This window comes from Dyella psychrodurans (genome assembly GCF_003363265.1).
GTDB lineage: Bacteria > Pseudomonadota > Gammaproteobacteria > Xanthomonadales > Rhodanobacteraceae > Dyella_B > Dyella_B psychrodurans.
On sequence record NZ_QRBF01000005.1, the window covers coordinates 353,181 to 375,886 of the forward strand.

The window sequence follows — 22,706 nt, forward strand, 5'->3', positions numbered from 1 at the left end:
CCGCGTTCAATGGGGCGGCAACTGCACGCTGAAGCGTGCTCCGCCGAATTCCGGCGAACGATCCACGGTCAATTCGCCGTTATAAGCGCGCACGATGTCCTGCACGATGGACAAACCGATGCCGTGTCCCTGCACGCGCTCGTCGCCGCGCACGCCGCGCTGCAGAACCTTCTCGATCTTGTCGTCGTCGATGCCGGGACCGTCGTCCTCCACGCTGAGCAACATGCCGGATCGTTGACGCCCGGACTGCGGCTGCATCTTTACCACCAGCAGCACGTGGTGCTGCGCCCATTTGAACGCATTCTCGAGCAGGTTGCCCATCAGTTCGAGCAAGTCGCCCTGTTCGCCGTAGAACGCCGCGCCATCGTCGATATCGAATTCGCACAGCACGTTCTTCGCGGCGTAGACCTTTTCCAGGCTTTGCACGAGATCCTCGGCATGCCCCGCGATCTTCACGGCGCTGGCGAATGTCTGTCGTCCGCCCGTCGCGGCGCGCGAGAGCTGGTAGGCCACCAGTTCGTCCATCCGGCGCACTTGATCGAGCACCGGCGTGCGTGCGGCCGATGGCATCTCGCTGGCCGATTCCACTTGCGAACGGATCACGGCCAATGGCGTCTTCAAGCTGTGCGCGAGATCGGCCAGCGTGTTGCGATAACGCGTGCGCTGTTCGCGTTCGCTATCGATGAAATCGTTGATACGCTCGGTAAGGCCAGTCAGTTCGAGCGGATATTGGCTATCCAGATGATCGCTGGCACCACGCTCGACGCGGCTCATGTCGTTGGCCACCTTGCGCAAGGGCGTGAGGCTCCAGCGCAACAGCAGCAATTGCAGCACGATCAGCATCACGCCGAGCGTTGCAAGCCATCCGACCAGGCTGCGCCGGTAGACCTCGTTGTTGCCTTCCAGCTCGTCTTCGGTCTGCGCCACCGTGAAGGTGAGATGCACGGGCGGGTGATCGGCCATGTCCAGCGCCACGCCGAAGCTGTAGTAGTAAAGCCGTCCAAGTTCGGTATCGACCGGGCCGACGAACTGATGATCCCCGGGCTCCAGCGGATGCAGGAAACTGAAATCCCGCCCCAGCGCGGAAGAAGATTCCCAATGGAAGCCGTTGTCGCCCAACACCACGGCATACAGGCCCGAACCGGGGCGCGAGAACATCGGGTCCGGCGGCGTATCGGGCATCAACGGCGTACCGTCGCGGCGCACGTCGGTGCCGGTGATGTAGGAAATCACATTGTCGTGCAGCCGATCCTGCAGCTTGTTGAGTTCGCTGGCCGAATAGGTGCGCGACAGCGTCCACCCGATGGCGCCGAGGAAGGCAGCCAACACGAGGCCGGTGGCAAGGGCCGCACGCGCCGCCAGTGAGAACGGGCGGCGCTCGGCTGCATCATTCGTCTTCGCTTCGAGGGATGGCAAAGCGATACCCGCGTCCACGCACCGTTTCGATGGGCTTCATCGTACCCTCCGAATCCAGCTTCCTGCGCAATCGGCCGATGAAAACCTCGAGTACGTTCGAATCGCGGTCGAAATCCTGCTGGTAGATGTGCTCCGTGAGGTCCGCCTTCGACACCAGTTCGCCGGCGTGCAGCATCAGGTATTCGAGCACCTTGTATTCGTAACTGGTGAGGTCCACGGGCTTGCCGTCCACCGTCACCGTCTGCGCGGTGGTATCGAGCTTGATCGGACCGCAGGCCAGCACCGGCTTGGACCAGCCGCTCGCGCGTCGCACCAGCGCGTTGATGCGCGCCAGCAGTTCCTCGACGTGGAAGGGCTTGACCAGGTAGTCGTCGGCGCCGTGCTTCAAGCCTTCGACCTTGTCCTGCCAGCTGCCGCGTGCGGTGAGGATCAGGATGGGATAGCGCTGACCGGCTTCGCGCAACGCCCGGACCAGGTCCATGCCCGACATCTTGGGAAGGCCAAGATCGATGATGGCCAGATCGAACGGCACTTCGCGACCCAGGTAGATGCCTTCTTCACCATCCTGGGCGGTATCCACGGCAAACCCGTCGCGCTTCAGGCGCGCTGCGAGTGTTTCACGCAACGGCGCTTCGTCTTCGACCAGGAGGATGCGCATCAGTGTTTCTCCTTTTTGTTGCTTCCGCCATTGGGGGATTTCTTTGGGAGGGATTGTGCCGCAGCCGGCGCATGCGCGGCATCCGAGGGCACGGCGAGCACGCGCACGTGACCTTCGGGAGTGAGCACCTTGATGCGGTACTCCACCTTGCGCCCGATGTGACGCGGCTCCGCCGAAAGCACTTTGCCACCTTCGCGTTGCTGGACTTGCTGCACCGCTTGGTCAAGGCTCAGGCCGGACTGTGGCGGAGAGGACTGGGCGGAGGCCACACCGGCCATGACCCCCCCAGCCGCGACCATCCATGCTAGTAACTTAGAACCCATAGTTCCGTGATGAATGCCGGTCGACACCCGGCTGATGCGACATACTGCGGAACCGGGGCTGAATATTGACCGGACGGCTGTCAGCGCCTTAGGCCGCGACCAGCACCGGCGCCACGGCCTGCTCGATCAGCGCCCATCCCGCGCCCGGCAGATGCGCGCCCTCACTCAGGGTGCGGCGGAAGCCGCGGGCCCCGGGCTCGCCCTGATACAGGCCCAACAGATGCCGGGTGATGTGCTTGAGCGCGGTGCCGCGCGCCAGTTCGGCCTCCACGTATGGCCGCATATGTTGCAAGACGCTTTCACGCGTGGGCATCGGCATGTCATAAAGCGCCGCTTCGATGCGCGCCAGCACGTAGGGGTCGTGGTATGCCGCACGTCCCAGCATCACGCCATCGACGTGCTTCAAGTGTTCACGCACCGCGTCCACCGTCGTGATGCCGCCGTTGATGACAACGATCAGATTCGGAAATTCGCGCTTGAGCCGATACACGCGCTCGTAATCGAGCGGCGGTATTTCGCGATTTTCCTTCGGCGAGAGGCCCTGCAGCCACGCCTTGCGCGCGTGCACGGTCAGCACCTCCACGCCCGCCGCCAGCATCGTTTCGGTGAAATGCTGCAGATCGGCGTACTCGTCCTGATCATCGACGCCGATGCGGCACTTCACCGTCACCGGCACCGTAACGGCATCGCGCATCGCCTTCACGCAATCGCCCACCAGCGCGGGCTCGCGCATCAGGCACGCGCCGAAACGCCCCGACTGCACGCGATCGGAAGGACAACCCACATTGAGGTTGATCTCGTCATACCCCGCCTGTGCGCCGAGACGCGCCGCTTCCGCCAGCTCCTGGGGATCGCTGCCGCCCAGCTGCAACGCGACGGGATGTTCCTGCTGGCTGTGTTCAAGCAAACGCAACTGCTTGCCGCGCACCAGCGCGGCGCTGGTCACCATCTCGGTGTAGAGCAGCGCGTGCGGCGAAAGCAGGCGATGGAAATAACGGCAATGGCGATCCGTCCAGTCCATCATGGGGGCAACGGATAGCTGGAAATCGCTGGGATTGAGGTTCTGCATGGCGGACATTCTACCCGGCCGGCCATCGGGGGTCGTTTCAACCCGCGCAGCTATACGGGGGAGGTCCACCCAACGACGCCGCTTGCCGTACGGGGCGCATGGCGTCTTTGAGAAACCGGAACATTCGGATTCAACACGTTGTTGTCCGTCGCCAGATGCCCCGGATAGATGGCCCATGTCCATTTCCGAGGATGCTGATCGTCTAAACAACAAGCTCCCCCACGTGACCCACGAAATGGAGATCAGCCCCATGTCTTCGCAACAGGCTCTTCAACCGGAAGTTCAAACACTTGTGAACGGCATCGCCATGGGCGAGTCACCGCGCTGGCACCAGGGACGCCTGTGGTTTGCCGACTGGGGGGCACAGCAAATCGTCGCCGTCGATGTTTCGGGGCGTAGCGAGGTGATGATCGAAACCCATCTTGACCTTCCCTTTTCCATCGACTGGCTGCCCGATGGACGGCTTCTCATGGTGGCAGGGCGAGAAAGCCTGGTATTGCGCCAGGAAGCAGACGGCACAGTCGTAACCCATGCCGATCTACGCAGCGTCTCCGAGTTGGGTTGGAACGAAATCGTCGTAGACAGGCATGGACGCGCTTACGTCAATGGCGGGCCTGGCGTCATCGCTGTCGTGACTCCTGACGGATCCGCGCGACAAGTGGCCGACAACATCGCCTTCCCCAACGGCATGGCCATTACGCAGGACGGCAGGACGCTGATCATCGCCGAGTCGCATGGAAGACGGCTCACCGCCTTCGACATCGACGCAGATGGAAGCCTAAGCCATCGGCGCGTGTGGGCCGACTTGGGAAATGGCTGTCCCGACGGCATCTGCATCGACGCTGACAACGCCGTCTGGTATGGAGACGTGCCGAACAAACGCTGCGTACGTGTGCGTGAAGGTGGAGATGTGCTCCAAACGATTACGCTGGATCGCGGCTGCTTTGCCTGCATGCTCGGAGGAGCGGAAGGCAAAACCCTGTTCATGGTGGCGACCGAGTGGCGTGGCATGGAGAACGCTTCCGCAGTCGCGTCCGAACGAACCGGGAAAATAGTGATCGCCGAAGCGCCCGCAGCGGCGGCTGGACGGCCTTGAGTACGACGCGGCACACCCCGCTTCCTGCCGCAGTCGAAAGCAGACATAACAGATGTCCCTGATGGGGTCGCTTTACGGAATTGTCAGGTTCGCGTCGAGGCCGGATGTATGCGGCGAGATGGCCGGGACCGGCCTCGCGTAAGCCGGTTCTACCGGCGTATTCCTAGGGATGGTCTGGCGACGGCGCATCCACATATTCCTGGCCTGCCGCGCCCTGTCCGGCTTGATAAATCGTGGCTATGGAACGGTACGGGCGTAACCCTTGCCGATCGCGTAAAATAGGCGTCCGGCCACGATCCCCAAGCAGCTTCAGCCAGGTCTGCGGCAACCGCGATCCCTCGCGAGTCCCGCTCGAGCAGTGGCCCGCTACTCCCTTAATTGCAACCCGAGAAGACATCACGATGGTGGCTTTGGCGACCGAACAAGTTATCGATGTGCATCACTGGAACGAAAGCCTTTTCAGCTTTCGCACCACGCGCGACCCCAGCTTCCGCTTCGACAGCGGCCAGTTCGTGATGATCGGCCTGGAAGTGGACGGCCGTCCGTTGATGCGCGCCTACTCCATCGCCAGCGCGAGCTGGGAGGAGCACCTGGAGTTCTTTTCGATCAAGGTGGAAAACGGTCCGCTCACTTCGCGTCTGCAGCACCTCAAGCCCGGCGACAACCTCACCGTCAGCCGCAAGCCCACCGGCACGCTGGTGCTTACCGATCTCAAACCCGGCAAGCATCTTTATCTGCTCGGCACCGGCACGGGGCTGGCGCCGTTCATGAGCATCATCCGCGATCCGGAAACCTACGAGCGCTATGAAAAGATCGTGCTGGCGCACGGCGTGCGCAACATCAGCGACCTGGCGTATTCGGACTATCTGCAAAACGAACTGCCCCAGCACGAATACCTGGGCGAGCTGGTACGCGAAAAGCTGATCTACTACCCCACCGTCACGCGCGAATCGTTCCGCAATCGCGGCCGCATCACCGACAACATCGTCGATGGCGCGATGAGCCAGGCGATCGGCCTGCCCACGCTCAATCCGGAAACCGATCGCCTGATGCTGTGCGGCAGTCCCGCGATGCTCGACGATCTGTGCGCGCTGCTCGATGCACGCGGCTTTCACGCATCGCCGCGCACGCGCGAACCGGGCGACTACGTGATCGAGCGCGCCTTCGTCGAGAAGTAATGACGCGAGGCGGCGCGAGATCGCTCAACTGCGCACGCGCCCCTTGCCTTCGTTGTCCCAGTAACCGAACACGCGACGCGCGATGAACTTGTAAAGCCGCTTGCCCGTCGCGCGCCACAAACGCGAGTGCCACGCGGGCGTTTTCAACATCGCATGCTGGCGCTTGCTGAGCGCATGATCGCAATAGGTGCGCTTGTGCTTGAGCAGATGACGCAGATCCTCGCGCGCAAGCAGGCGGAACAAGCGGCCGCGACGGCCGCGCGTCCAGGCGATCTGGAAATCCACCAGTGCGGGACGTCCGTCGCTGCGCACCAGCCAGTTCGGCTCCTTCGCCAGATCGTTATGCACCACGCCGTGGCGATGCAGTTGCGCGAGCAAGCGCAACGCATCGCGGTAATAGGCGGGCTCGCACGGCTGCGCCTGTTGCATCGGTTGGCCGGCGATATAGCCGCGCAGAAGTTCACGGCCGTCCCAGCCGAGCAAGGGCGGCACGCCATCGACGCCGTCGAGCTTCGCCAACGCCCGCGCCTCGCGCGCGGCGGCGCGGCGCGCGAACGCACGCGCCCACCAGCGCGCGGCGCGGATATCGCGGCGAATCATCCGCACACCGTCGCGCTCGACGATTTCGATGCGGCCGAGTTCATCGGCTTTGAGCAGGGTGGGTTCGACGTTTGACACAGGATTACCGATGGGTGGATCGCGAGCGACTTGCAGGCTGCATCGCGGCATCGGAGTATTGTGGCCGATCTGCGGCGACGCCGCTGCTGGCAAGGATCATCCGCTGGACATCGCGTTCTACATTCTCGGTGGCGTACTGATCGTCGGAGGACTGATCGCCGCCGTGCTGCCCACCCTGCCCGGCATCCCGATGATCTTCGGCGGCATCTGGCTTGTCGCCGCCGTGGACAATTACCGGCATCTGGGCACAGGCTGGTTGATCGCCCTGGGTGTGCTGGCCGCATTCGGCGTGCTGGTGGATTTCATCGCCACATCACTGGGCGCCAAACGCCTCGGCGCCAGCCGGCAAGCCGTGTGGGGTGCGTCGCTGGGAACCCTGATCGGCATGTTTTTCGGCCTGCCGGGCCTGGTCCTCGGGCCGTTCGTGGGCGCGCTGATCGGCGAATTCGCTTCCAGCAAAAGCGTGCTGCGCTCGGCGCACGTGGGCCTGGGCACGTGGCTGGGCCTGCTGTTCGCCACGCTGCTCAAACTGGTGATTTCGCTGGTCATGGTGGGGTTGTTCGGGTTCGTCATGGTGTTCGGATAGCCACCCCAACCTTGGGTACATGACGGGCGGCACTCGCTGCCCTTACTCTCGGCCCACTTCACCCTGGGGATCTCCAACATGATCAAACGCCTCGCCTTCGCCGTGGCGGTTGCACTGGCTGCCACCGGATCGGCTTACGCACAAACCCAAGCGCCGCAGGCACCCGCCTGGGTCGCTCGCAGCAACGCAGATGCTCAGGTACTGCTCGAAGAGCAGGCACGCTTCAGTCCCGAATTCGCCACGCAAGTGGGCCTGCCCGGCTATGACGACAAGGTGGCCGACCTCAAGCCCGATCTCGACGCGCGCATGCGCGCCGCGCTGGTGGATACCAAAGCCAAGCTGGAAAAAATGCTGGCGACGGAAAAAGACACCCATGTGCGGCAGGACCTGCAGATCATGCTCCACACCGTGAATCTGCAGATCGAAGGTATCGACCTCAACCACAAATACTTGCTGCCGTATCAGGATGTCGCACAGCTGATCTTCGGCGGCGAGTTCTATCTGTTGAAGGATGAAGTCGATCCCAAGCGCCGTGCGCTCGCGGTGAAACGCCTGCAGTGCTATGTCGGCCAGGCACCGGGCTGCACGCCCATCACCAAGCTCGCCGAAGCGCAAACCGCCGAACGCCTCGGCGAAAAAAACCTGCTCGGTCCTTACAAGCTCGACGTGGAGCAGCGGCTTTCCAACACGCAGCGCTATACGCAAGGCATCCGCCAACTGTTCGCCAAGTACAAGCTCGACGACGCCCAGGGCAAGGCCGCGCTCGATGCGATGGACAGCCAGCTCAAGGAATACGATGCGTGGACGCACAGCACCATCGTGCCGCGCGAACGCAGCGATTTCCGCCTGCCCGAGCCTTTGTATGCCTACAGCCTCAAGCAAGTCGGCATCGACATTCCGCCCGAGCAACTCATCAAGCAGGCCGAACTGGAATTCGTCGAACTGCGCTCGACGATGCAGGTGATAGCGCCGACCGTGGCGAAAGCCGAAGGCATCAATGCCACCGACTACGGCGACGTGCTCAAGGCGCTCAAGCTGCAGCAACTCGGCAAGGACGATGTCGTGCCGTGGTACCACCAGATCATCGGCAAGATCGAAGACATCATCCGCCGCGAGCACATCATCACCTTGCCTCAGCGCGACATGCAGATGCGCCTGGCCTCGGATGCCGAAGCCGCCGCCACGCCGGCACCGCACATGGACCCACCGCCGCTCATCGACAACCACGGCGAACGCGGCACCTTCGTGCTGACCATGGGCAACCCGTCGGCGAGCAAGGATGCGTCCGACGCCTATGACGACTTCACGTATAAAGCCGCCGCGTGGACGCTCACCTCGCACGAAGGACGTCCCGGCCACGAACTGCAATTTGCCGCGATGGTGGAACGCGGCGTATCGATCGCACGCAGCCTGTTCGCTTTCAATAGCGTGAACGTGGAAGGCTGGGCGTTGTACTCGGAAGCGGAGATGCTGCCGTACGAACCGCCGGCCGGCCAGTTTGCCGCGCTGCAGGCTCGCCTGATGCGTTCCGCCCGCGCCTTCCTCGATCCGATGCTGAATCTGGGCATGATCAGCAAGGAACGCGCGCACGATGTCCTGCGCTACGACGTGGGCCTTTCCGAAGCACTGACGCGCGAGGAACTGGACCGCTACACCTTCAACAGCCCCGGCCAGGCCACCTCCTACTTCTACGGTTACATGCGCCTGCAGCAACTGCGCCTGGAAACCGAGCTTGCGCTGGGCAAGAACTTCAATCGACAGGCCTTCAACGATTTCGTGATCAACCAGGGCCTGCTGCCGCCCGAGCAGTTGGCCGAAGCGGTGCGTACGCAGTTCGTTCCTTCGCAGCAGAAGAAATAATCGCCGGGTGCAGGCGGAGCACACGGCGCCGCCTGCACGGATAATCCGACTGGCAAAAGCGGTTCAATCCAGAAGCACGCCCACAACCTTGCCGTCATCCCGGCGCAGGCCGGGATCCAGTGGCGAACACGTATGAGGTACGCGAAGTGGATTCTGAGTGCTTCGCACAACGTATTTAGACTGGATCCCGGCCTGCGCCGGGATGACGAGAGGTATTTGGGCGGTTCGCCACCAGATATACGCGTTGTGGTTTCAACGAAGCCATGCAACGGGATACGTCCACTTCACGCCCGCACGTTCGGCACCACATAGAAGAACACCGCGAGGAATTGCAACACACTCCCCGCCAGCACAAAGAAATGCCACACCGAATGGTGATACGGCAGCCGGCGCCACAGATAGAACGGCACGCCCAGCGTGTACGCCGCACCACCTGCGAGCACCAACACCATGCCGCCGATCTGCAGATGCGTCAGCAACGGCCGGAACGCGACGATTCCCACCCAGCCCATGGCCACGTACAACAACACGGCGAAGCGCCGATAGCGCCTGAGCATGCCCAGCTCCAGCGCACTGCCTAGCAAGGCCAGGCTCCACACGATTCCAAAAAGACTCCAACCCCAGGTGCCGCGCAAAGCGATCAACGTGAACGGCGTATAGGTGCCGGCGATCAGCAGGAAGATCGCGATGTGATCCAGCGTACGCAATACGCGCCGCGCCGATTCGACGCGAATCGAGTGATAGAGCGTCGATGCCGTGTAAAGCAGGATCAGCGAGCTGCCGTAGACCGCACTCGCCAGGACATCACTCGCAGTGCCTCCGAGGGCGGCGCGGATGACCAGGAGAACCAGCCCGGTAATGCTGAGCAGGATACCAATGCCGTGAATGACGCTGCTCGCCAGTTCATCGCCGACACCGTAGCGCGGTAATGCCAATCCACCTGCTGCAGACATGCCAACCGCTCCCGGGCAACTCGACAGATCGTCGAACCAAACCGACACGTTAACCGTTCGGCTTCTCATTGCCTAATAGCAAAACGGCATCAAGGCTCGATGATGAATGCGCCGAATGCGATGCCTAGGTTCCATCCGCGTCCTTTGCCGCTCAGCGCGAGCGACACGTTGCCCTTGGTCAGCACCTGGCTGTCCGCGCTTGCCGACGCCCCGGCATGCGCTTCAGCGGTGGCGTAGTGTCCCAGCACTTCGCGAATGTTGTAGACGCCGGTGAAGGCGCCGTGGCCGTCGTCGACCTCGGTTTTGCCGAAGGTCAGGCCGCCGCCTTTCGCACGGATGTGCACGTGCATGCTCTGGCCGTTGTTGCAGGTGATGGTGCCGCTGCCGGTCGCCGTCTTGTAGAACACCGACCATCCGGACAAATTGAACCGCATGTGACAGTCGATGTCGGCATGCGCCGGCGCCATGGCCCCTAGCCCGGTAAGTCCGAGCAAAGTCGCGGCCACCCATTTGATCAAGCCCGTCGTTTTCATGTGCTTCCACCCTCGCATCGCACAACCCTGCGGATTGTCGCAAAAGCCAGGGAGTCGATTTCGTGAAAGCAGTCATCACGAGGAGTGCACGCCGCGCCAAGCCGCGTCCGTGCAGGATGCGCGCCACGGATGTCGCCTCCCCGACGTCCGTCCATCCTGCAACCCCGCACCCTTGCGGGGTTCTTTTTTTTTAACGCCGCCGGTTTTCGGGCCTCCCGGGCGCCTATTGCGCAGATCCGGGCGACAGGCATAGGCTGAAGCCGCGCCCGCCACGATCCCCCTGTGTCCCCACACAGCGTGGTTCCAAGCGCAACACAATCCACATCGTCGTCAGGAGGTCGCCTTATGTCGTCCGCAAGCCTGGCTGTCGTTCGTCCTGCGCACCCGGATATGGTGCGCGTTGTCGCGCTCAGCGCGGCCATCGCCCTCAACCTCGCTGCGTTGTTGTTTGCCATGCGGCCCCTGGCGCCGCAGTTTGCCGCCGCGCTTGAATCGGCCAGGGTCGAAACCGTGCGTATTATCCAGCCGCCGCCCAAGCCGCTACCGGTTCCGGATATCGTGCTCAAGCCCTTGCCCAAGCCGGTACACATGCCGCCCGTGCATGCACCCGTCCACGTGGAGCAGCACACCGCGCCACCCGTGGTAACCACCACCGAACCATCGCAGAACAGCGAGCCCGTCGTGCCGACGGTACCAACCGTTACGCCACCTTCCACGCTGCCCGGCATCGTGTCATTGGCATACCGCGCATCGCCGCTGCGCTTCCCGGCACAGGCGATACGCATGCACATGAAAGGCACGGTGCTGTTGCGCGTGCTGGTGGACGAAAACGGCAAACCGGTCGACGTGGTGATCGAACAAAGCAGCGGTTATCCGTTGCTGGACAAAAGTGCGCGTGAACAGGTCCTGGCGGGCTGGTCGTTCCAACCCGCGACCACGGATGGCCATGCAGTAAAAGCGTGGGCGCGTGTTCCGGTAAATTTTGCGTTACAGGAACTTTGAAGCGACGCGCCTAGGGATGCTCTGATCAATTCTACGTAAGCGTCACCAGCTCTGTTTGTTCGCAGGCCACAGGGCCGTCGGCGAAGGCAGACTGGCGGTCTGTCGAGACGACGGACCGAAGGCATGCGGACAAACAGAGCTGGCCCCACCTGTTGAAATTTTGACGACGGGTGATGTCCAGAAGGCCCGCAGCCTGCGCCGCGCGACACAGCCTGCGGGCCTTCTGGACATCATGCCGCTTGCGTAGAATTGATCAGAGCATCCCTAGCACCGGGGAATCGGGACCCGGCCAGTATCCAGCGACTGGTCCGGGTCTCGTTCCACGGCTATCGGGGTAATGTCAGCGTGACGTAGGCGCCACGGCCGCAGGCTTGCGCGTCGCATGCACGATCGCCCAGATCAGCCCGAACAACAGCAGCGCCGGCAGGCATACGGGAAGCAGCGACAGCGCCACGATCGGCAACACCAGCAGCATCACCAGGCCGCCGATGAAAAGGCCGATGGCGCCTGCAAGCAAGCCGAAGATTCCGCCGATCAATCCGAAGACGACCTTGAAGATCAGGCCGATCAGCGACCCTACGATCCACAGCGCTCCCACTATCACGCAAATCAGCATCAGCTCGATCATGTCCGTTCTCCGATATCGGCCATACGGTCAGATGCGTCCCGCGCCACAAAGGTTTAAGGACTTGCGTTGCTAAGCATAGGCCGATGCGGAATCCCGTCCATGCTGCAAAAGTCATGGTTGATATCCGCACACCCTGTTCGCCTTACGTCTGTTTAACGATGGGCATGCTCCACTGCCGACATCTACGGTCTGCCTACGAGAGTCATGCGTACTTACCGACACAGTCTTAAAGCACTTCGCGATGTTGCGCTCGCGCAGTCATTCGAAAAAAATCCGGATCTCGCGTCGTTGTCGCGCGAACTCGGCGGCATCATCCATCGCGATGCGCAAACGCTTGCGGAGGGTTTGTCCGATCTTCGTCGCGGCCATCGCGGATTCGAACGCTGGCTCGTCGCGCGTCGTGGCCGTCCTGGCGTGAGCGTGCTGGTGATGGCATGGCCACCCGGTTACACCACGCCGTCGCACGATCATGCGGGCTTGTGGGGCATCGAGTTGAGCCTGTACGGCGCGCTGGAAGTGGAATCGTGGACGCGCCCGTCGACATCTCATCCGTGGCAGTTGCGCGGACGCGATTGGCTGGGGCCTGGCGATGCGACCTGGTTCGACAACGACATGCCCTATATGCATCGCTGCCGCAACCTGTCGCGGCAGGAGACTGCGCTGACGCTGCACGTTTACGGCGGCGATCTGGACGATTACGCCACCTACGAACCGGTCGAAGCCGAACCGTTCTGGCAGACACAGCCGCAGCGCGCAAGGATTGCCGGTCCTCTTCGCGTTTGATGTGACGTCAAAAACAAAGCTTCACCCACACCTCAAGGAATGACATGTTTCGACGGGTCGCCATTGTCGGCGGCGGCGCCGCGGGGGCCACGCTGCTCAGCGAATTGCTGGAGCGCCCTGTTGCGCAACCGCTGCATCTGGATTGGTATACCGCCGGCGCGACGCCAGGTCGTGGCGTCGCTTACAGCACGCGCTCGAAACTGCATCTGTTGAATGTGCGTGCGGCGTCGATGGGCATGTTCGCCAGCCGTCCCACCGGCTTTCTGGAATACATGCAGAAGCAGGATCCCAGCATTTCGGGCACCGATTTTTTGCCGCGCTGCTGGTACGGCGATTACCTCGAAGCGGAAACCGCGAGCGCGCTGCGCCGCGCGAAGGAACGCGGTCACGATGTACGCGTCGTGCCGTACGCCGTGGAAGCCGTCGTGCCTGAAAACGACGGCGTGACGTTGTTCCAGGGCGAATCCACCACGCGCGTCGAGGCGGCGGTGCTGGCGCTCGGCTCGCTCGCGCCGCGCCCGCTTCCCGGCGTGGGCGATGCGGCCATCGCAAGCGGCCGTTATGTCACCATGCCATGGCAGTTCATTGCGAGCGCGAAGCCCGACATAAAGCAGCACCATGTGTTGGTCGTCGGCCTGGGCCTCACGGCCGTCGACATACTGCTCGAGCTTGCCGACAAATGGCCCAATGCCCGCTTTACCGCCATTTCCCGGCACGGCGGATTGCCGGAGTCGCATCAATCCAGCGCGTCGCTCCCTTATGAAGATTGCGCCGAGCTTGTCGAGACGATGTGCGACGCGCCGGATATCCGCACCTGGATGCATCTTCTGCGCGACTCAGTCACGCATGTCGACGACTGGCGCAGCGTGATCGACTGCCTGCGGCCGCACACATCGTCGCTGTGGCAAGCGCTGCCGCGCGCCGAACGTGCACGCTTCCTGCGTCACGCACGCTGGATGTGGGAACGCGCAAGGCATCGCATGGCGCCGCACGTGGCGCAATCCATCAACGTGCTCGAACAGTCGGGACGACTGCGACGCCTGCGAGGCCATATACACGGTGTCGCCCTCACCGACAGCGGCGTGCAGATGACCTTCCTGCCCAAGGGCGAAACGACGGAACAAACGCTGGATGCGGACATCATCATCCAGAGCACCGGCTTGGAAACCGATGTGCGCCGCACCAGTCACGGACTGCTGCAGCAGCTGATGACCAACGGCCATGTCCGCTCCGATCCTTTCGGCCTCGGCATCGAGGCCACCCCGGACGGCCGACTGCTGCACGACGGCAAAGCCTGGCCGCGCTTCTTCGCCATCGGCAGCCTGTTGCGCGGCACGCTGTGGGAATCCACCGCCATGCCGGAAATCCGCCAGCAAGCGCGACAGCTCGCCGATCGCATCCTGGCCGATTAGGGAACGTAGCGGCCCGCCTGGCGGCCGCGCAGTAGTTTTGTTCGCGGCTCTTAGCGCGTGCGAGAATCGCCCGTACTATGAGCCTCCCACAGCTTGTCACCCTGCTCGCCATGCTGCTGCATGTGGCGGGAATCGTCGCCGCGATGCACGCGATGATGAACACGCGCACGCCGCAAGGCGCGTTTGCCTGGGCGCTGGGCCTGGTGTTCCTGCCGTACGTGACGCTGGTGCCCTATCTCTATCTCGGGCGACGTCGCTTCGAGGGCTATGTCACCTTGCATCGTGCGCATCGCCAGCGTCTTTCCGAAGCGTCGCTGCGCGGCGAATTTCCAGGCGTGCCTCCATCGTGCACGCAATACGCGGCACTGGCGCAGATGCTGGGCAACAGTTTTCATCCCGGACAACAGTTGCGTTTGCTCATCGACGGCGAGGCAGCGTTCCAGGCGATGTTCAGCGCCCTCGCCCAGGCCGAGCGCTGCGTGCTGGTGCAGTTCTTCATCTTCCACGACGACAATCTCGGCCGCCGCATGCAGCAGGCGCTGCTCGAGCGCGCCGCCGCCGGCGTGCAGGTGTACGTGCTGTTCGACGGCATCGGCAGTCACGCCCTGCCCAGGCATTACGTGGAGACCCTGGCGCAAGGCGGCGTCGCCATCCATCCCTTTGCCACCGAGCGGCGCAGCAATCGTTTCCAGCTCAATTTCCGCAATCACCGCAAGATCGTGGTGGTCGATGGCTGGACCGGTTTCGTCGGCGGCTTGAACGTGGGCGACGAATACCTGGGCCTGAAACCGCCGCTGTCGCCATGGCGCGACACGCACCTGCAGATGAGCGGCCCGGCGGTGATGGACTTGCAGCGCAGCTTTGCCGTCGATTGGCATTGGGTCACCGGCGAACTGCCGCCGATGCTCCCGCCGCGTCCCGCACAAGGCAGCGCCGACACATTGATTACCGCGACCGGCCCCGCCGATCCGCAGGAAACCTGCTCGTTGTTCTTTACCGTGGCGATCAACGCGGCGCGTCGGCGCCTGTGGCTGACCACACCCTACTTTGTTCCCGACCAGGCGGTGATGTCGGCCTTGCGATTGGCGGTGATGCGCGGCGTGGATGTGCGCGTGCTGCTGCCGTCACGCCCGGATCACCGCACGGTGTTCCTGGCCTCCACGCTGCATGCGCACGATGCCATCAACGCCGGCATCCACGTGTATCGCTATCAACCTGGATTCGTGCATCAGAAGGTCATCCTGATCGATGACGACACGGTCAGCATCGGCAGCATGAACCTGGACAACCGTTCGTTCCGTCTCAATTTCGAAATCGGCGCGATGAATGTGGACCGCACTTTCGCGAAAGAGGTGGAACACATGTTGATCGACGATTTCGCTCACGCGGTGGAAGTCACGCGCGACGAATACCGCAAGGCGCCTTACCTGCGCCGCCTCGCCATGCATATAGCTCGACTGTTTGATCCGATCCTGTAAACGCCTAATCGCCGCGCCACACGCCACGCCAGTCGCCGCCGCGCACGATCCAGGCCACCGTTGCGCCGACAAAGGCACCGACCAGCTCCCAGAACACGCGCAGGCCGATATTGTCCGGATCGTGCACCTGGGCCAGCTTGGCTTTCAACAGTTGAATCGACTGCAACTGGCCATAGTTGAAATAGAACAGATCCCACGCGTCGCCACTGGCCGTCAGCAACAGCGACAACAGAAACGCGACGCTGAGCTTCTTGAGCGGACTCCAGCCCTGCCGGCGGCCGATCGCATCCACAATGAGGTACAGCACGAAGGCCACGGCGGCACTGATGCCACCGGCTTCCAGGCCGCCCACCAGGCCATATCCCATCCACGATTGGTCGTAGTGCATAAGTCGGTGCGTTCCTCGGATCGATCGCTTGCATTATGCCGCGCCTTGGCAGTGGAATCTTGCGACAACGACTTGCCCGAGCCTAACCCATGCACCGCCACGCCGCCCTGATCCTCGTCGACGTCCAGCCCGATTTCATGCTTGGCGGCGCACTGGCCTGCCACGACGGCGACGCCATCGTGCCCGGTGTCGACGACCTGCTGCGCCGGCGCCTTTTCAGGCAGACCGTGGCGACCCAGGACTGGCATCCGCGCGGACATGTCTCGTTCGCGAGCATGCATGCCGGCGCCAAGCCGTTCCAGGAAATCCCGCTTTACGGCTACCCGCAAACGCTCTGGCCCGACCACTGCGTGCAAGACACGCCCGGCGCCGCGATGCATCCGGATATCGACTGGTCGCCCCTGGACCTGATCCTGCGCAAAGGCAACGACCCGGATGTGGATTCCTATAGCGGCTTCCGCGAGAACCACGGACCCGACGGCACACGCCCCAGCACCGGACTGGCCGGATGGTTGCGCGAACGCGGCGTGAGCGAGGTTTATGTCGCCGGCCTGGCGCGGGACGTGTGCGTGCTGTGGACGGCGCAGGATGCGCTCACGCTCGGTTTCCGCACCCATGTGCTGTGGGACCTTACACGCCCTGTCACACCCGATACCGATGAAGCGACGCGCGCCACCTTGATGTCGCTGGGCATCGGGGTCGTCGATGCCGCGTCGGAGCTTGCCTAGGCGTCGTCCTCGCCGGAGACGGTGACATGCACCTGATCATCGTCGTCGATGCGCACGTCGATGTTCATCGGGCAGCAGCACACCTGGCAGTCTTCGATATAACTCTGTGCGCTTCCTGCCGTCGGATCGACCAGGATGCCGAAGTGTTCACCGCAATAAGGACACTGGATGGGGTACGGAGCGAGCATGGCGCCAGTGTAAATCCATCAGGCTGCCGCACGCGCGGAAAGTTGCGCAATCGCCGCCGGAATGTCCGCGGGCGCCTGCACGGTGAGCATGCGCGGCGCGTCGGCCTCGCCCAGGCCGTTCTCCAGTTCGTGTTCCCAGGTCACGTGATAGGGCATGTGCACGCCCCAGCCGCCCAGGCGGATCACCGGCTCGATATCCGAGCGCAGCGAATTGCCCACCATCGCAAACTGCGCGGGCTCCAGCGCAAACTCCGCCAACACCCGGCGATAGGTCGCGGTGTCTTTCTCCGACACGATCTCGATGCGCTGGAACAGATCGGACATCCCCGACTGCATCACCTTTTTCTCCTGATGGAACAGGTCGCCCTTGGTGATCAGCACCACCGCATGCCGCTCGGCCACGGCCGCGACCGCCTCGCGCACCCCCGGCAGCAGCTCCACCGGATGCTGCAGGACATATTTTCCGACCTCGACCAGCCGGTGAATATCCGCCGCGGAGATGCGCCCCTCGGTGATCGCGATGGCCGTTTCCACCATCGAGAGCGTCATGCCCTTGGCGCCATAACCGAACAGCTTCAGGTTGCGCCGTTCGGTGGCCAACATGCTGGCCTGCACGCTGGCGTCGCCCACGTCGACGTAGCGACCGATCAGGGCGGTGAACTGTGCGCTGGCTTCGCGGTAGTAATCCTCGCTGCGCCAAAGCGTATCGTCGCCGTCGAAACCGATGAGCCTGAGCATGGACCGCGCGCCTGACCTGGGGGACGAACCATCTTACTTTCCCGACTGTGCAAGTGCAGCGAGGAAGCGTCGGGCCCGAGCGCTACAATCGCGCCCAGGAACCGTAGGAGCGAACACACATGCCCGGGAAGCCATTGTCGCCATGGCGGCGAAAACCGCGCACGGTACAGATCGGAGGGCGCCCGTTCGTCTCCGAAGGCATCCATGAGCCTTTCTGGGACGACTTCTACCACCGCGCCCTCACCATGACGTGGCCGGCCTTCTTCGGCCTGGCCGTCAGCGTCTTCCTGATGTTCAACGCCGTGTTCGCGATGATCTACCAGATCGATCAGCACGGCATCGCCAACCAGTATCCGCAAGGCCTGGCCGGTGCGTTCTTTTTCAGCGTGGAAACGCTCGCCACCGTCGGCTATGGCGACATGCATCCGCAGTCGGTCTACACGCACATCGTGGCGACGGTGGAAATCATCATCGGCATGGGCAACATCGCCGTATTCACCGGCCTGATCTTCGCGCGCTTCTCGCGACCGCGCTCCAAGATCATCTTCGGCAAGCATCCTGTCGTGCGTACGATCGACGGCAAGCAGACGCTGATGATGCGCGCCGCCAACATGCGCATGAACCTGATCGCGCAGGCATCGGCGCAGCTTCACCTGGTTCGCCTGCACCATTCGCCGGAAGGGTTCCAGATACGCCGTATCGAGGACATGACGCTGCTGCGCAACGAGCACCCGGTGTTCATGCTCAGCTGGAATGTCATGCACGTCATCGACGAAAACAGCCCGCTGTACAACGCCACGCCCGAGAGCCTGGAAGCCACCGAAACCACGCTGCTGCTGACCATCGAGGGCGTGGACGAAACCACCTCGCAGTCGATGCTCGCCCGCCACCAATGGCCCATCGGGGATGTGCGCTGGAATCACCGCTACATCGACCTGGTGCGCCGCGACGAGCACGGCGTCAACATCATCGACTACACCATCTTCGACGAAGTGCTCCCGCTGGATGAGGAAGCGGGCAATAGCCCGTAACGCTACCCGCCTACGCGCTTCCTTTCCGCGACGATATCGTGCACCGGACGCACTTCGATGCTGCCGGTGGCGGCCCACGGGAACGTCTTGGCGATACGCACCGCTTCTTCCATGTCGGCGGCCTCGATCAGATTGAAACCGCCAAGGTATTCCCTGGCCTCCGCGAACGGACCATCGATCACCGTGGCCTGGTTGTTGCGCACGCGTATCGTCTTGGTCAGCGCGGGCGGCTCCAGCTGCATGGAATCGAGCAGATGACCTTCGGCGCGCAGTTCGTCGGCGTGCTTGAAGCACCCGTTCATCATCTTGTCGTACTGGCCGGGCGGCAGTGCGTCGAGCAGCGTGTCGTCGTTGTAGATCATGACCAGGAATTTCATGACGTTCTCGCTCAGGCTGTTGGACGTTGCGGCAACCGTCGCAGCCTAGGCCAGTTACGGACACGAATCCACTGCCCAAGGTCATGCGCCGGCCGTCAGTCTCGCGCAATCATGCGATGATCCGGCACTGAGTGATGGCAACGTGCTGCCAGATGCCCGGTTTTCGCGGAGATATCGCATGCGCAAACACCTCATCGGCCTGTGCCTGGCGAGCCTTGCAGCGTGGCTGCCAGTTGCCGGCGCGCACGGTGCCGACACCCCGACGTTCGATATCCGGCCGGAACAAGGCGTTCTCGAACGCCTCATGCCGCACCAGGCCGCGCAATTCGAGCTTGTGTCGATCACCGCGAAGGATGGGCATGAGCGCTTCCGCATCTCCAGCGAACATGGCCGCATCAAGATCGAAGGCAGCACGCCCAGCGCCCTGCTCTTCGGCGTCGACTGGTACCTGAAATACGTCGCGCATGTGCAGATCTCGCCCAACGGCGACCGGATCGGTAGCGCACCGTTTCCGCTGCCGACAACCGCGATCGAAAAAGAAACGCCGTATGCCTATCGCTACGCGTTGAACGAAAACGTCGACGGCTACACCGCGCCTTACTGGGATTGGCCGCGCTGGCAGCGCGAGATCGACGTGCTGGCCCTCTCCGGCATCAACGCGGTGCTGGTCGAACGCGGCATGGATACGGTGCTTTACCAGACCTTCCGCGACGTCGGCTATTCCGATGGCGAGATCCGCCACTGGATCACGCAACCGGCGCATCAGAACTGGCAACTGATGGGCAACCTGTGCTGCTTCAACGGACCCATCAGCACGACCTTGATGCAAAAGCGCGCGGCATCGGCGCAGAAGATCATCGCTCGCTTGCGCGAACTTGGCATCACGCCGGTGCTGCCCGGCTTCTACGGCATCGTGCCGGCCGATTTCCAGAAGAAATTTCCCAAGGCGCGCGTCGTGCCGCAAGGCGAATGGGCCGGCTTCACGCGACCGGGCTGGCTCGATCCGCGCGATCCGATGTTCGCGAAACTTGCCGCGTCGTTTTATCGGCATCAGCGCGAACTGTTCGGCGACAGCAGCATCTACGACATGGAAGTGTTTCAGGAAGGCGGCGATTCCGGCGACGTTCCCGTTCCCGAAGCCGCGCGCGACGTGCAGAACGCCCTGCTCGCCGCGCACCCCGATGCGCGCTGGATGATGCTCGCCTGGCAGGGCAATCCGCGCCAGGATCTGCTCGCCGGCGTGGATCGGCAGCATCTGCTGATCATCGACATCGATCACGACCGCGTTCCACGCGACGACCGCCAGAAAGATTTCCAGGGCGCGCCCTTCCTGTTCGGCGGCATCTGGGAATTCGGCGGGCGCACCACGCTGGGCGCCAACGTCGACAACATCACCGATCGCCTGCAACGGCTCGGACACATCAACCACAACATGATCGGCACGGCCGTGTTCACCGAAGGCATGGACACCAATCCGTTTGCCTTCGATCTGTTTACCGAGATGGCATGGCGCGACCAGCCTGTCGATACGCAAGCATGGACTGACGACTACGTGTTACGGCGGTATGGCGCTGCCGATCCGCATGCACTGGCTGCGTGGAAAATCCTGCTGAACACGGCCTACAACATCCGCATCGATCAAGTGGCGTTCCATAGCGAACGCGATGCCGCGCAGGAATCGCTGTTCGATGCGCAGCCCGGTCTCACGGTCAATCGCGCATCCAACTGGTCGCCCGAGGCCATGCGCTACAGCGCGGAGGCTTTTATGCAAACCTTGCCCGAGATGTTGCAGGTGGCGCCGGTTTTGCGAGACAGCGAGACCTACCAATACGACCTGGTGGATATCGCGCGCCAGACGCTGGCGAATGAAAGCCGTGCGCTGCTGCCGCAAATCAAGACGGCTTACGACAACAAAAATCGTTCAAGATTCGAAGCGCTGACACAACACTGGCTTCACTTGATGGACCTGCAAGATCAATTGCTCGCCACCAACCGGTTCTTTCTCGTCGGCACCTGGTTGGCACATGTCCGGCCGTGGGCATCGACGCCTGAAGAACGCATGCGCCTCGACTACGACGCCCGCTCCCTCCTCACCACCTGGGGCGACCGCAAGGCGAGCGATGGCGCAAGCCTGCACGACTACGGCAACAAGGATTGGGCAGGCCTCACGCGCGACTACTACCGTTTGCGCTGGCAAACCTACTTCCATGCACTGGATGACGCCTTGCGCACCGGCAAGCCGCCGGCGTCCATCGACTGGTTCGCCATGGGCGATGCGTGGAATCACGGCACACAGCACTACGCCGATCAGCCCGTGGGCGATGCCTATACCGCAGCCAGTCGTGTCGCACAGGCACTGCAAGGGACTGCGCAGCCATCACACTGAACGGGTTGCTTCCACCGGCGGCAGGCGCGACGCACGCCACGCCGGCACCAGCACCGCGCATTGGCCGAGCAGCAACACCACGACGATTCCCACCGCGACATACGTGAGCGAAAGACGCTGCATCTCGAACCGATGGACCAGCAACGCATTCAACGCCACCGTCAACTGCGCGCCGATGATGACGCCGCCGACACTGATCAGCAGATTCTCGGTGCAGAAATAGCGCAGGATGTCGTTCTTGGTGGCACCGAGTGCGCGACGCACGCCGATATGCTTGCGCCGCTGGCCGACCCAGAAACTGGTCAAGCCCACGATGCCAGCGGCGGTTGTCGCCAGCAGCACCAGGCAGATCACGCCCATCAGGATCGCCATGCCGCGGTCGCTCCGGTAGGCGCTCGCGCGAACCTGGTCGTAGGCCTGGACATCCTTCGCGCCGATCACCCGCAACGGATTGGCGGCAAACAGGCCGCGCAGTGCGGCACGCACGACGTCCTGCGACGCGCCGGGTTGCACGCGCACCAGGTAGGCCGTGCTGCTTGCTAGCAACCGGAACGGAACCAGCGTCGACCGTTCCACCCAGGCGTCGGAGAAGCTTCCGCTCCACGTCTGCATCCGCTCGACCACGCCCACGATCGTGCTGGGCGGCGCATTGCCGATGCACACCTGCCTGCCCACCGCATGGCCATCCGGAAACAGTTTGTCGGCCAGCGCCTTGGTGATGATGATGACGCGCGGCATCAAGCTGTCGCGCGGGGCCATGTCGCCGATATCGTTCGCCCGGAAATTGCGCCCCGCCACCAGCTTCAGGCCCAGCGTGGCCAGCGCATGTTCGTCGGCGAAATAAATGGCGGTCGGCGACGCCGCACTCTTCTGATCCATCGTATAGCGCACGCCTTTGGACCAGCCGTCCGTACCCAGCGGATAGCCGTTGCTGGCATACACATCCACGACACCCGGCACGCGGCGCAACGTTTCCAGATCGGATGACATCAACGCCCGCGCCTGTTGCTGGGTCGGGTCGCCGATCCACTGGTTGCGAATCACCAGCACCTGCGCTTCGTCCACACCGCTGGGCCGTGACATGCGCGTCACGCGCTGGTGGACGATGAACAGCGCATTGCAGACGATCGCCAACGTCAGCGCGATCTGCAACACGATCAAGACGGTGCCGCTCTTGTGATGCCAGAGCGCGGAAATGATGGGCCTGATCTGCATGG

At 62.9% G+C, this 22,706-nt stretch carries 24 protein-coding genes; 11 read left to right on the top strand and 13 right to left on the bottom strand.

What is annotated here, in order from left to right; genetic code table 11:
* Nucleotides 1-6 precede the first annotated feature (6 nt).
* The 4 genes from DWU99_RS14925 to dusA all read right to left on the bottom strand — a co-directional run bounded on the left by DWU99_RS14925 (nucleotide 7) and on the right by dusA (nucleotide 3,466).
* A complete protein-coding gene (locus DWU99_RS14925) occupies nucleotides 7-1,434 on the bottom strand; it encodes an ATP-binding protein (RefSeq protein ID WP_115478853.1) in 1,428 nt (475 codons plus the stop codon).
* Entirely contained in the window at nucleotides 1,388-2,074 is a 687-nt protein-coding gene (locus DWU99_RS14930) for a response regulator transcription factor (protein ID WP_115478854.1), read from the bottom strand. The genes DWU99_RS14925 and DWU99_RS14930 overlap by 47 nt, the downstream gene beginning before the upstream one ends.
* Nucleotides 2,074-2,352, bottom strand: coding sequence for a PepSY domain-containing protein (locus DWU99_RS14935; RefSeq protein WP_233511153.1), 279 nt, complete (start codon nucleotides 2,350-2,352; stop codon nucleotides 2,074-2,076). The genes DWU99_RS14930 and DWU99_RS14935 overlap by 1 nt, the downstream gene beginning before the upstream one ends.
* Before the next feature lie 133 nt (nucleotides 2,353-2,485).
* On the bottom strand, nucleotides 2,486-3,466 hold the full coding sequence (dusA, locus tag DWU99_RS14940; protein ID WP_115478909.1) for a tRNA dihydrouridine(20/20a) synthase DusA: 981 nt from the start codon (nucleotides 3,464-3,466) through the stop codon (nucleotides 2,486-2,488).
* A gap of 175 nt (nucleotides 3,467-3,641) precedes the next feature.
* On the opposite strand from dusA, the gene DWU99_RS14945 reads away from it, so the two are divergent.
* Entirely contained in the window at nucleotides 3,642-4,562 is a 921-nt protein-coding gene (locus tag DWU99_RS14945; protein ID WP_199535812.1) for an SMP-30/gluconolactonase/LRE family protein, read from the top strand.
* 401 nt (nucleotides 4,563-4,963) lie between these two features.
* Nucleotides 4,964-5,740 (top strand): ferredoxin--NADP reductase, encoded by a 777-nt coding sequence (locus DWU99_RS14950; protein WP_115478856.1) that lies wholly within the window; start codon nucleotides 4,964-4,966, stop codon nucleotides 5,738-5,740.
* 24 nt (nucleotides 5,741-5,764) lie between these two features.
* Here the strand turns inward: DWU99_RS14950 and DWU99_RS14955 are convergent, their stop codons facing one another.
* On the bottom strand, nucleotides 5,765-6,430 hold the full coding sequence (locus tag DWU99_RS14955) for a protein kinase family protein (protein ID WP_199535815.1): 666 nt from the start codon (nucleotides 6,428-6,430) through the stop codon (nucleotides 5,765-5,767).
* Between the two features lie 91 nt (nucleotides 6,431-6,521).
* Between DWU99_RS14955 and DWU99_RS14960 the strand changes: the two genes are divergently transcribed.
* Both DWU99_RS14960 and DWU99_RS14965 read left to right on the top strand, forming a co-directional pair.
* Nucleotides 6,522-7,004 carry a DUF456 domain-containing protein gene (locus DWU99_RS14960; protein ID WP_115478912.1) on the top strand — a complete coding sequence of 161 codons (483 nt, stop codon included), beginning with the start codon at nucleotides 6,522-6,524 and terminating at the stop codon, nucleotides 7,002-7,004.
* 78 nt (nucleotides 7,005-7,082) lie between these two features.
* Complete coding sequence (locus DWU99_RS14965; RefSeq protein ID WP_115478857.1) at nucleotides 7,083-8,864, top strand: DUF885 domain-containing protein; 1,782 nt, start codon at nucleotides 7,083-7,085, stop codon at nucleotides 8,862-8,864.
* A gap of 284 nt (nucleotides 8,865-9,148) precedes the next feature.
* On the opposite strand, the gene trhA is transcribed toward DWU99_RS14965, so the two are convergent.
* Together trhA and DWU99_RS14975 are read right to left on the bottom strand one after the other, a co-directional pair.
* Nucleotides 9,149-9,817, bottom strand: coding sequence for a PAQR family membrane homeostasis protein TrhA (gene trhA / locus DWU99_RS14970; RefSeq protein ID WP_115478858.1), 669 nt, complete (start codon nucleotides 9,815-9,817; stop codon nucleotides 9,149-9,151).
* Nucleotides 9,818-9,906: 89 nt separating this feature from the next.
* Nucleotides 9,907-10,350: a hypothetical protein gene (locus DWU99_RS14975; protein WP_425476820.1), complete on the bottom strand. Its 444-nt coding sequence runs from the start codon at nucleotides 10,348-10,350 to the stop codon at nucleotides 9,907-9,909.
* Nucleotides 10,351-10,695: 345 nt separating this feature from the next.
* Between DWU99_RS14975 and DWU99_RS14980 the strand changes: the two genes are divergently transcribed.
* Nucleotides 10,696-11,352: an energy transducer TonB gene (locus DWU99_RS14980; protein ID WP_115478859.1), complete on the top strand. Its 657-nt coding sequence runs from the start codon at nucleotides 10,696-10,698 to the stop codon at nucleotides 11,350-11,352.
* A gap of 340 nt (nucleotides 11,353-11,692) precedes the next feature.
* On the opposite strand, the gene DWU99_RS14985 is transcribed toward DWU99_RS14980, so the two are convergent.
* Complete coding sequence (locus tag DWU99_RS14985; RefSeq protein ID WP_115478860.1) at nucleotides 11,693-11,980, bottom strand: hypothetical protein; 288 nt, start codon at nucleotides 11,978-11,980, stop codon at nucleotides 11,693-11,695.
* A gap of 204 nt (nucleotides 11,981-12,184) precedes the next feature.
* Here DWU99_RS14985 and DWU99_RS14990 point away from each other — a divergent pair, with 204 nt between their 5' ends.
* From DWU99_RS14990 to cls, 3 genes are all read left to right on the top strand, one after another.
* Nucleotides 12,185-12,763, top strand: a complete 579-nt coding sequence (locus DWU99_RS14990; protein ID WP_115478861.1) for a cysteine dioxygenase — start codon at nucleotides 12,185-12,187, stop codon at nucleotides 12,761-12,763.
* A gap of 44 nt (nucleotides 12,764-12,807) precedes the next feature.
* Nucleotides 12,808-14,175 carry an FAD/NAD(P)-binding protein gene (locus DWU99_RS14995; RefSeq protein ID WP_115478862.1) on the top strand — a complete coding sequence of 456 codons (1,368 nt, stop codon included), beginning with the start codon at nucleotides 12,808-12,810 and terminating at the stop codon, nucleotides 14,173-14,175.
* Nucleotides 14,176-14,252: 77 nt separating this feature from the next.
* Nucleotides 14,253-15,653, top strand: a complete 1,401-nt coding sequence (gene cls, locus DWU99_RS15000; RefSeq protein WP_115478863.1) for a cardiolipin synthase — start codon at nucleotides 14,253-14,255, stop codon at nucleotides 15,651-15,653.
* Nucleotides 15,654-15,657: 4 nt separating this feature from the next.
* Here the strand turns inward: cls and DWU99_RS15005 are convergent, their stop codons facing one another.
* On the bottom strand, nucleotides 15,658-16,041 hold the full coding sequence (locus DWU99_RS15005) for a hypothetical protein (RefSeq protein ID WP_115478864.1): 384 nt from the start codon (nucleotides 16,039-16,041) through the stop codon (nucleotides 15,658-15,660).
* 89 nt (nucleotides 16,042-16,130) lie between these two features.
* Here DWU99_RS15005 and pncA point away from each other — a divergent pair, with 89 nt between their 5' ends.
* On the top strand, nucleotides 16,131-16,769 hold the full coding sequence (gene pncA / locus DWU99_RS15010; protein ID WP_115478865.1) for a bifunctional nicotinamidase/pyrazinamidase: 639 nt from the start codon (nucleotides 16,131-16,133) through the stop codon (nucleotides 16,767-16,769).
* On the opposite strand, the gene DWU99_RS15015 is transcribed toward pncA, so the two are convergent.
* A complete protein-coding gene (locus tag DWU99_RS15015; protein WP_115478866.1) occupies nucleotides 16,766-16,957 on the bottom strand; it encodes a CPXCG motif-containing cysteine-rich protein in 192 nt (63 codons plus the stop codon). The two genes, pncA and DWU99_RS15015, sit on opposite strands and share 4 nt — an antisense overlap.
* 18 nt (nucleotides 16,958-16,975) lie before the next feature.
* Nucleotides 16,976-17,695, bottom strand: a complete 720-nt coding sequence (locus DWU99_RS15020) for an HAD family hydrolase (RefSeq protein ID WP_115478867.1) — start codon at nucleotides 17,693-17,695, stop codon at nucleotides 16,976-16,978.
* Nucleotides 17,696-17,814: 119 nt separating this feature from the next.
* Here DWU99_RS15020 and DWU99_RS15025 point away from each other — a divergent pair, with 119 nt between their 5' ends.
* The gene (locus DWU99_RS15025) at nucleotides 17,815-18,726 is read left to right on the top strand and encodes an ion channel (protein ID WP_115478868.1); all 912 of its coding nucleotides are present in this window, start codon (nucleotides 17,815-17,817) and stop codon (nucleotides 18,724-18,726) included.
* A gap of 2 nt (nucleotides 18,727-18,728) precedes the next feature.
* On the opposite strand, the gene DWU99_RS15030 is transcribed toward DWU99_RS15025, so the two are convergent.
* A complete protein-coding gene (locus DWU99_RS15030; RefSeq protein ID WP_115478869.1) occupies nucleotides 18,729-19,103 on the bottom strand; it encodes a YciI family protein in 375 nt (124 codons plus the stop codon).
* 178 nt (nucleotides 19,104-19,281) lie between these two features.
* Between DWU99_RS15030 and DWU99_RS15035 the strand changes: the two genes are divergently transcribed.
* Nucleotides 19,282-21,489, top strand: coding sequence for an alpha-N-acetylglucosaminidase (locus DWU99_RS15035; protein ID WP_115478870.1), 2,208 nt, complete (start codon nucleotides 19,282-19,284; stop codon nucleotides 21,487-21,489).
* Here the strand turns inward: DWU99_RS15035 and DWU99_RS15040 are convergent.
* The gene (locus DWU99_RS15040; protein WP_199535813.1) at nucleotides 21,481-22,704 is read right to left on the bottom strand and encodes an ABC transporter permease; all 1,224 of its coding nucleotides are present in this window, start codon (nucleotides 22,702-22,704) and stop codon (nucleotides 21,481-21,483) included. The genes DWU99_RS15035 and DWU99_RS15040 overlap by 9 nt on opposite strands.
* Nucleotides 22,705-22,706: the final 2 nt, after the last annotated feature.

Excerpts from the sequence above, each read along its gene's own strand:
- DWU99_RS14930 (WP_115478854.1), bottom strand. The coding sequence starts at position 2,074 with ATGCGCATCCTCCTGGTCGAAGACGAAGCGCCGTTGCGTGAAACACTC.
- DWU99_RS14935 (WP_233511153.1), bottom strand. The coding sequence starts at position 2,352 with ATGGCCGGTGTGGCCTCCGCCCAGTCCTCTCCGCCACAGTCCGGCCTG.
- dusA (WP_115478909.1), bottom strand. The coding sequence starts at position 3,466 with ATGCAGAACCTCAATCCCAGCGATTTCCAGCTATCCGTTGCCCCCATG.
- DWU99_RS14945 (WP_199535812.1), top strand. The coding sequence starts at position 3,642 with ATGTCCATTTCCGAGGATGCTGATCGTCTAAACAACAAGCTCCCCCAC.
- DWU99_RS14950 (WP_115478856.1), top strand. The coding sequence starts at position 4,964 with ATGGTGGCTTTGGCGACCGAACAAGTTATCGATGTGCATCACTGGAAC.
- DWU99_RS14965 (WP_115478857.1), top strand. The coding sequence starts at position 7,083 with ATGATCAAACGCCTCGCCTTCGCCGTGGCGGTTGCACTGGCTGCCACC.
- trhA (WP_115478858.1), bottom strand. The coding sequence starts at position 9,817 with ATGTCTGCAGCAGGTGGATTGGCATTACCGCGCTACGGTGTCGGCGAT.
- DWU99_RS14975 (WP_425476820.1), bottom strand. The coding sequence starts at position 10,350 with ATGAAAACGACGGGCTTGATCAAATGGGTGGCCGCGACTTTGCTCGGA.
- DWU99_RS14980 (WP_115478859.1), top strand. The coding sequence starts at position 10,696 with ATGTCGTCCGCAAGCCTGGCTGTCGTTCGTCCTGCGCACCCGGATATG.
- DWU99_RS14985 (WP_115478860.1), bottom strand. The coding sequence starts at position 11,980 with ATGATCGAGCTGATGCTGATTTGCGTGATAGTGGGAGCGCTGTGGATC.
- DWU99_RS14990 (WP_115478861.1), top strand. The coding sequence starts at position 12,185 with ATGCGTACTTACCGACACAGTCTTAAAGCACTTCGCGATGTTGCGCTC.
- DWU99_RS14995 (WP_115478862.1), top strand. The coding sequence starts at position 12,808 with ATGTTTCGACGGGTCGCCATTGTCGGCGGCGGCGCCGCGGGGGCCACG.
- cls (WP_115478863.1), top strand. The coding sequence starts at position 14,253 with ATGAGCCTCCCACAGCTTGTCACCCTGCTCGCCATGCTGCTGCATGTG.
- DWU99_RS15005 (WP_115478864.1), bottom strand. The coding sequence starts at position 16,041 with ATGCACTACGACCAATCGTGGATGGGATATGGCCTGGTGGGCGGCCTG.
- pncA (WP_115478865.1), top strand. The coding sequence starts at position 16,131 with ATGCACCGCCACGCCGCCCTGATCCTCGTCGACGTCCAGCCCGATTTC.
- DWU99_RS15015 (WP_115478866.1), bottom strand. The coding sequence starts at position 16,957 with ATGCTCGCTCCGTACCCCATCCAGTGTCCTTATTGCGGTGAACACTTC.
- DWU99_RS15020 (WP_115478867.1), bottom strand. The coding sequence starts at position 17,695 with ATGCTCAGGCTCATCGGTTTCGACGGCGACGATACGCTTTGGCGCAGC.
- DWU99_RS15025 (WP_115478868.1), top strand. The coding sequence starts at position 17,815 with ATGCCCGGGAAGCCATTGTCGCCATGGCGGCGAAAACCGCGCACGGTA.
- DWU99_RS15030 (WP_115478869.1), bottom strand. The coding sequence starts at position 19,103 with ATGAAATTCCTGGTCATGATCTACAACGACGACACGCTGCTCGACGCA.
- DWU99_RS15035 (WP_115478870.1), top strand. The coding sequence starts at position 19,282 with ATGCGCAAACACCTCATCGGCCTGTGCCTGGCGAGCCTTGCAGCGTGG.
- DWU99_RS15040 (WP_199535813.1), bottom strand. The coding sequence starts at position 22,704 with ATGCAGATCAGGCCCATCATTTCCGCGCTCTGGCATCACAAGAGCGGC.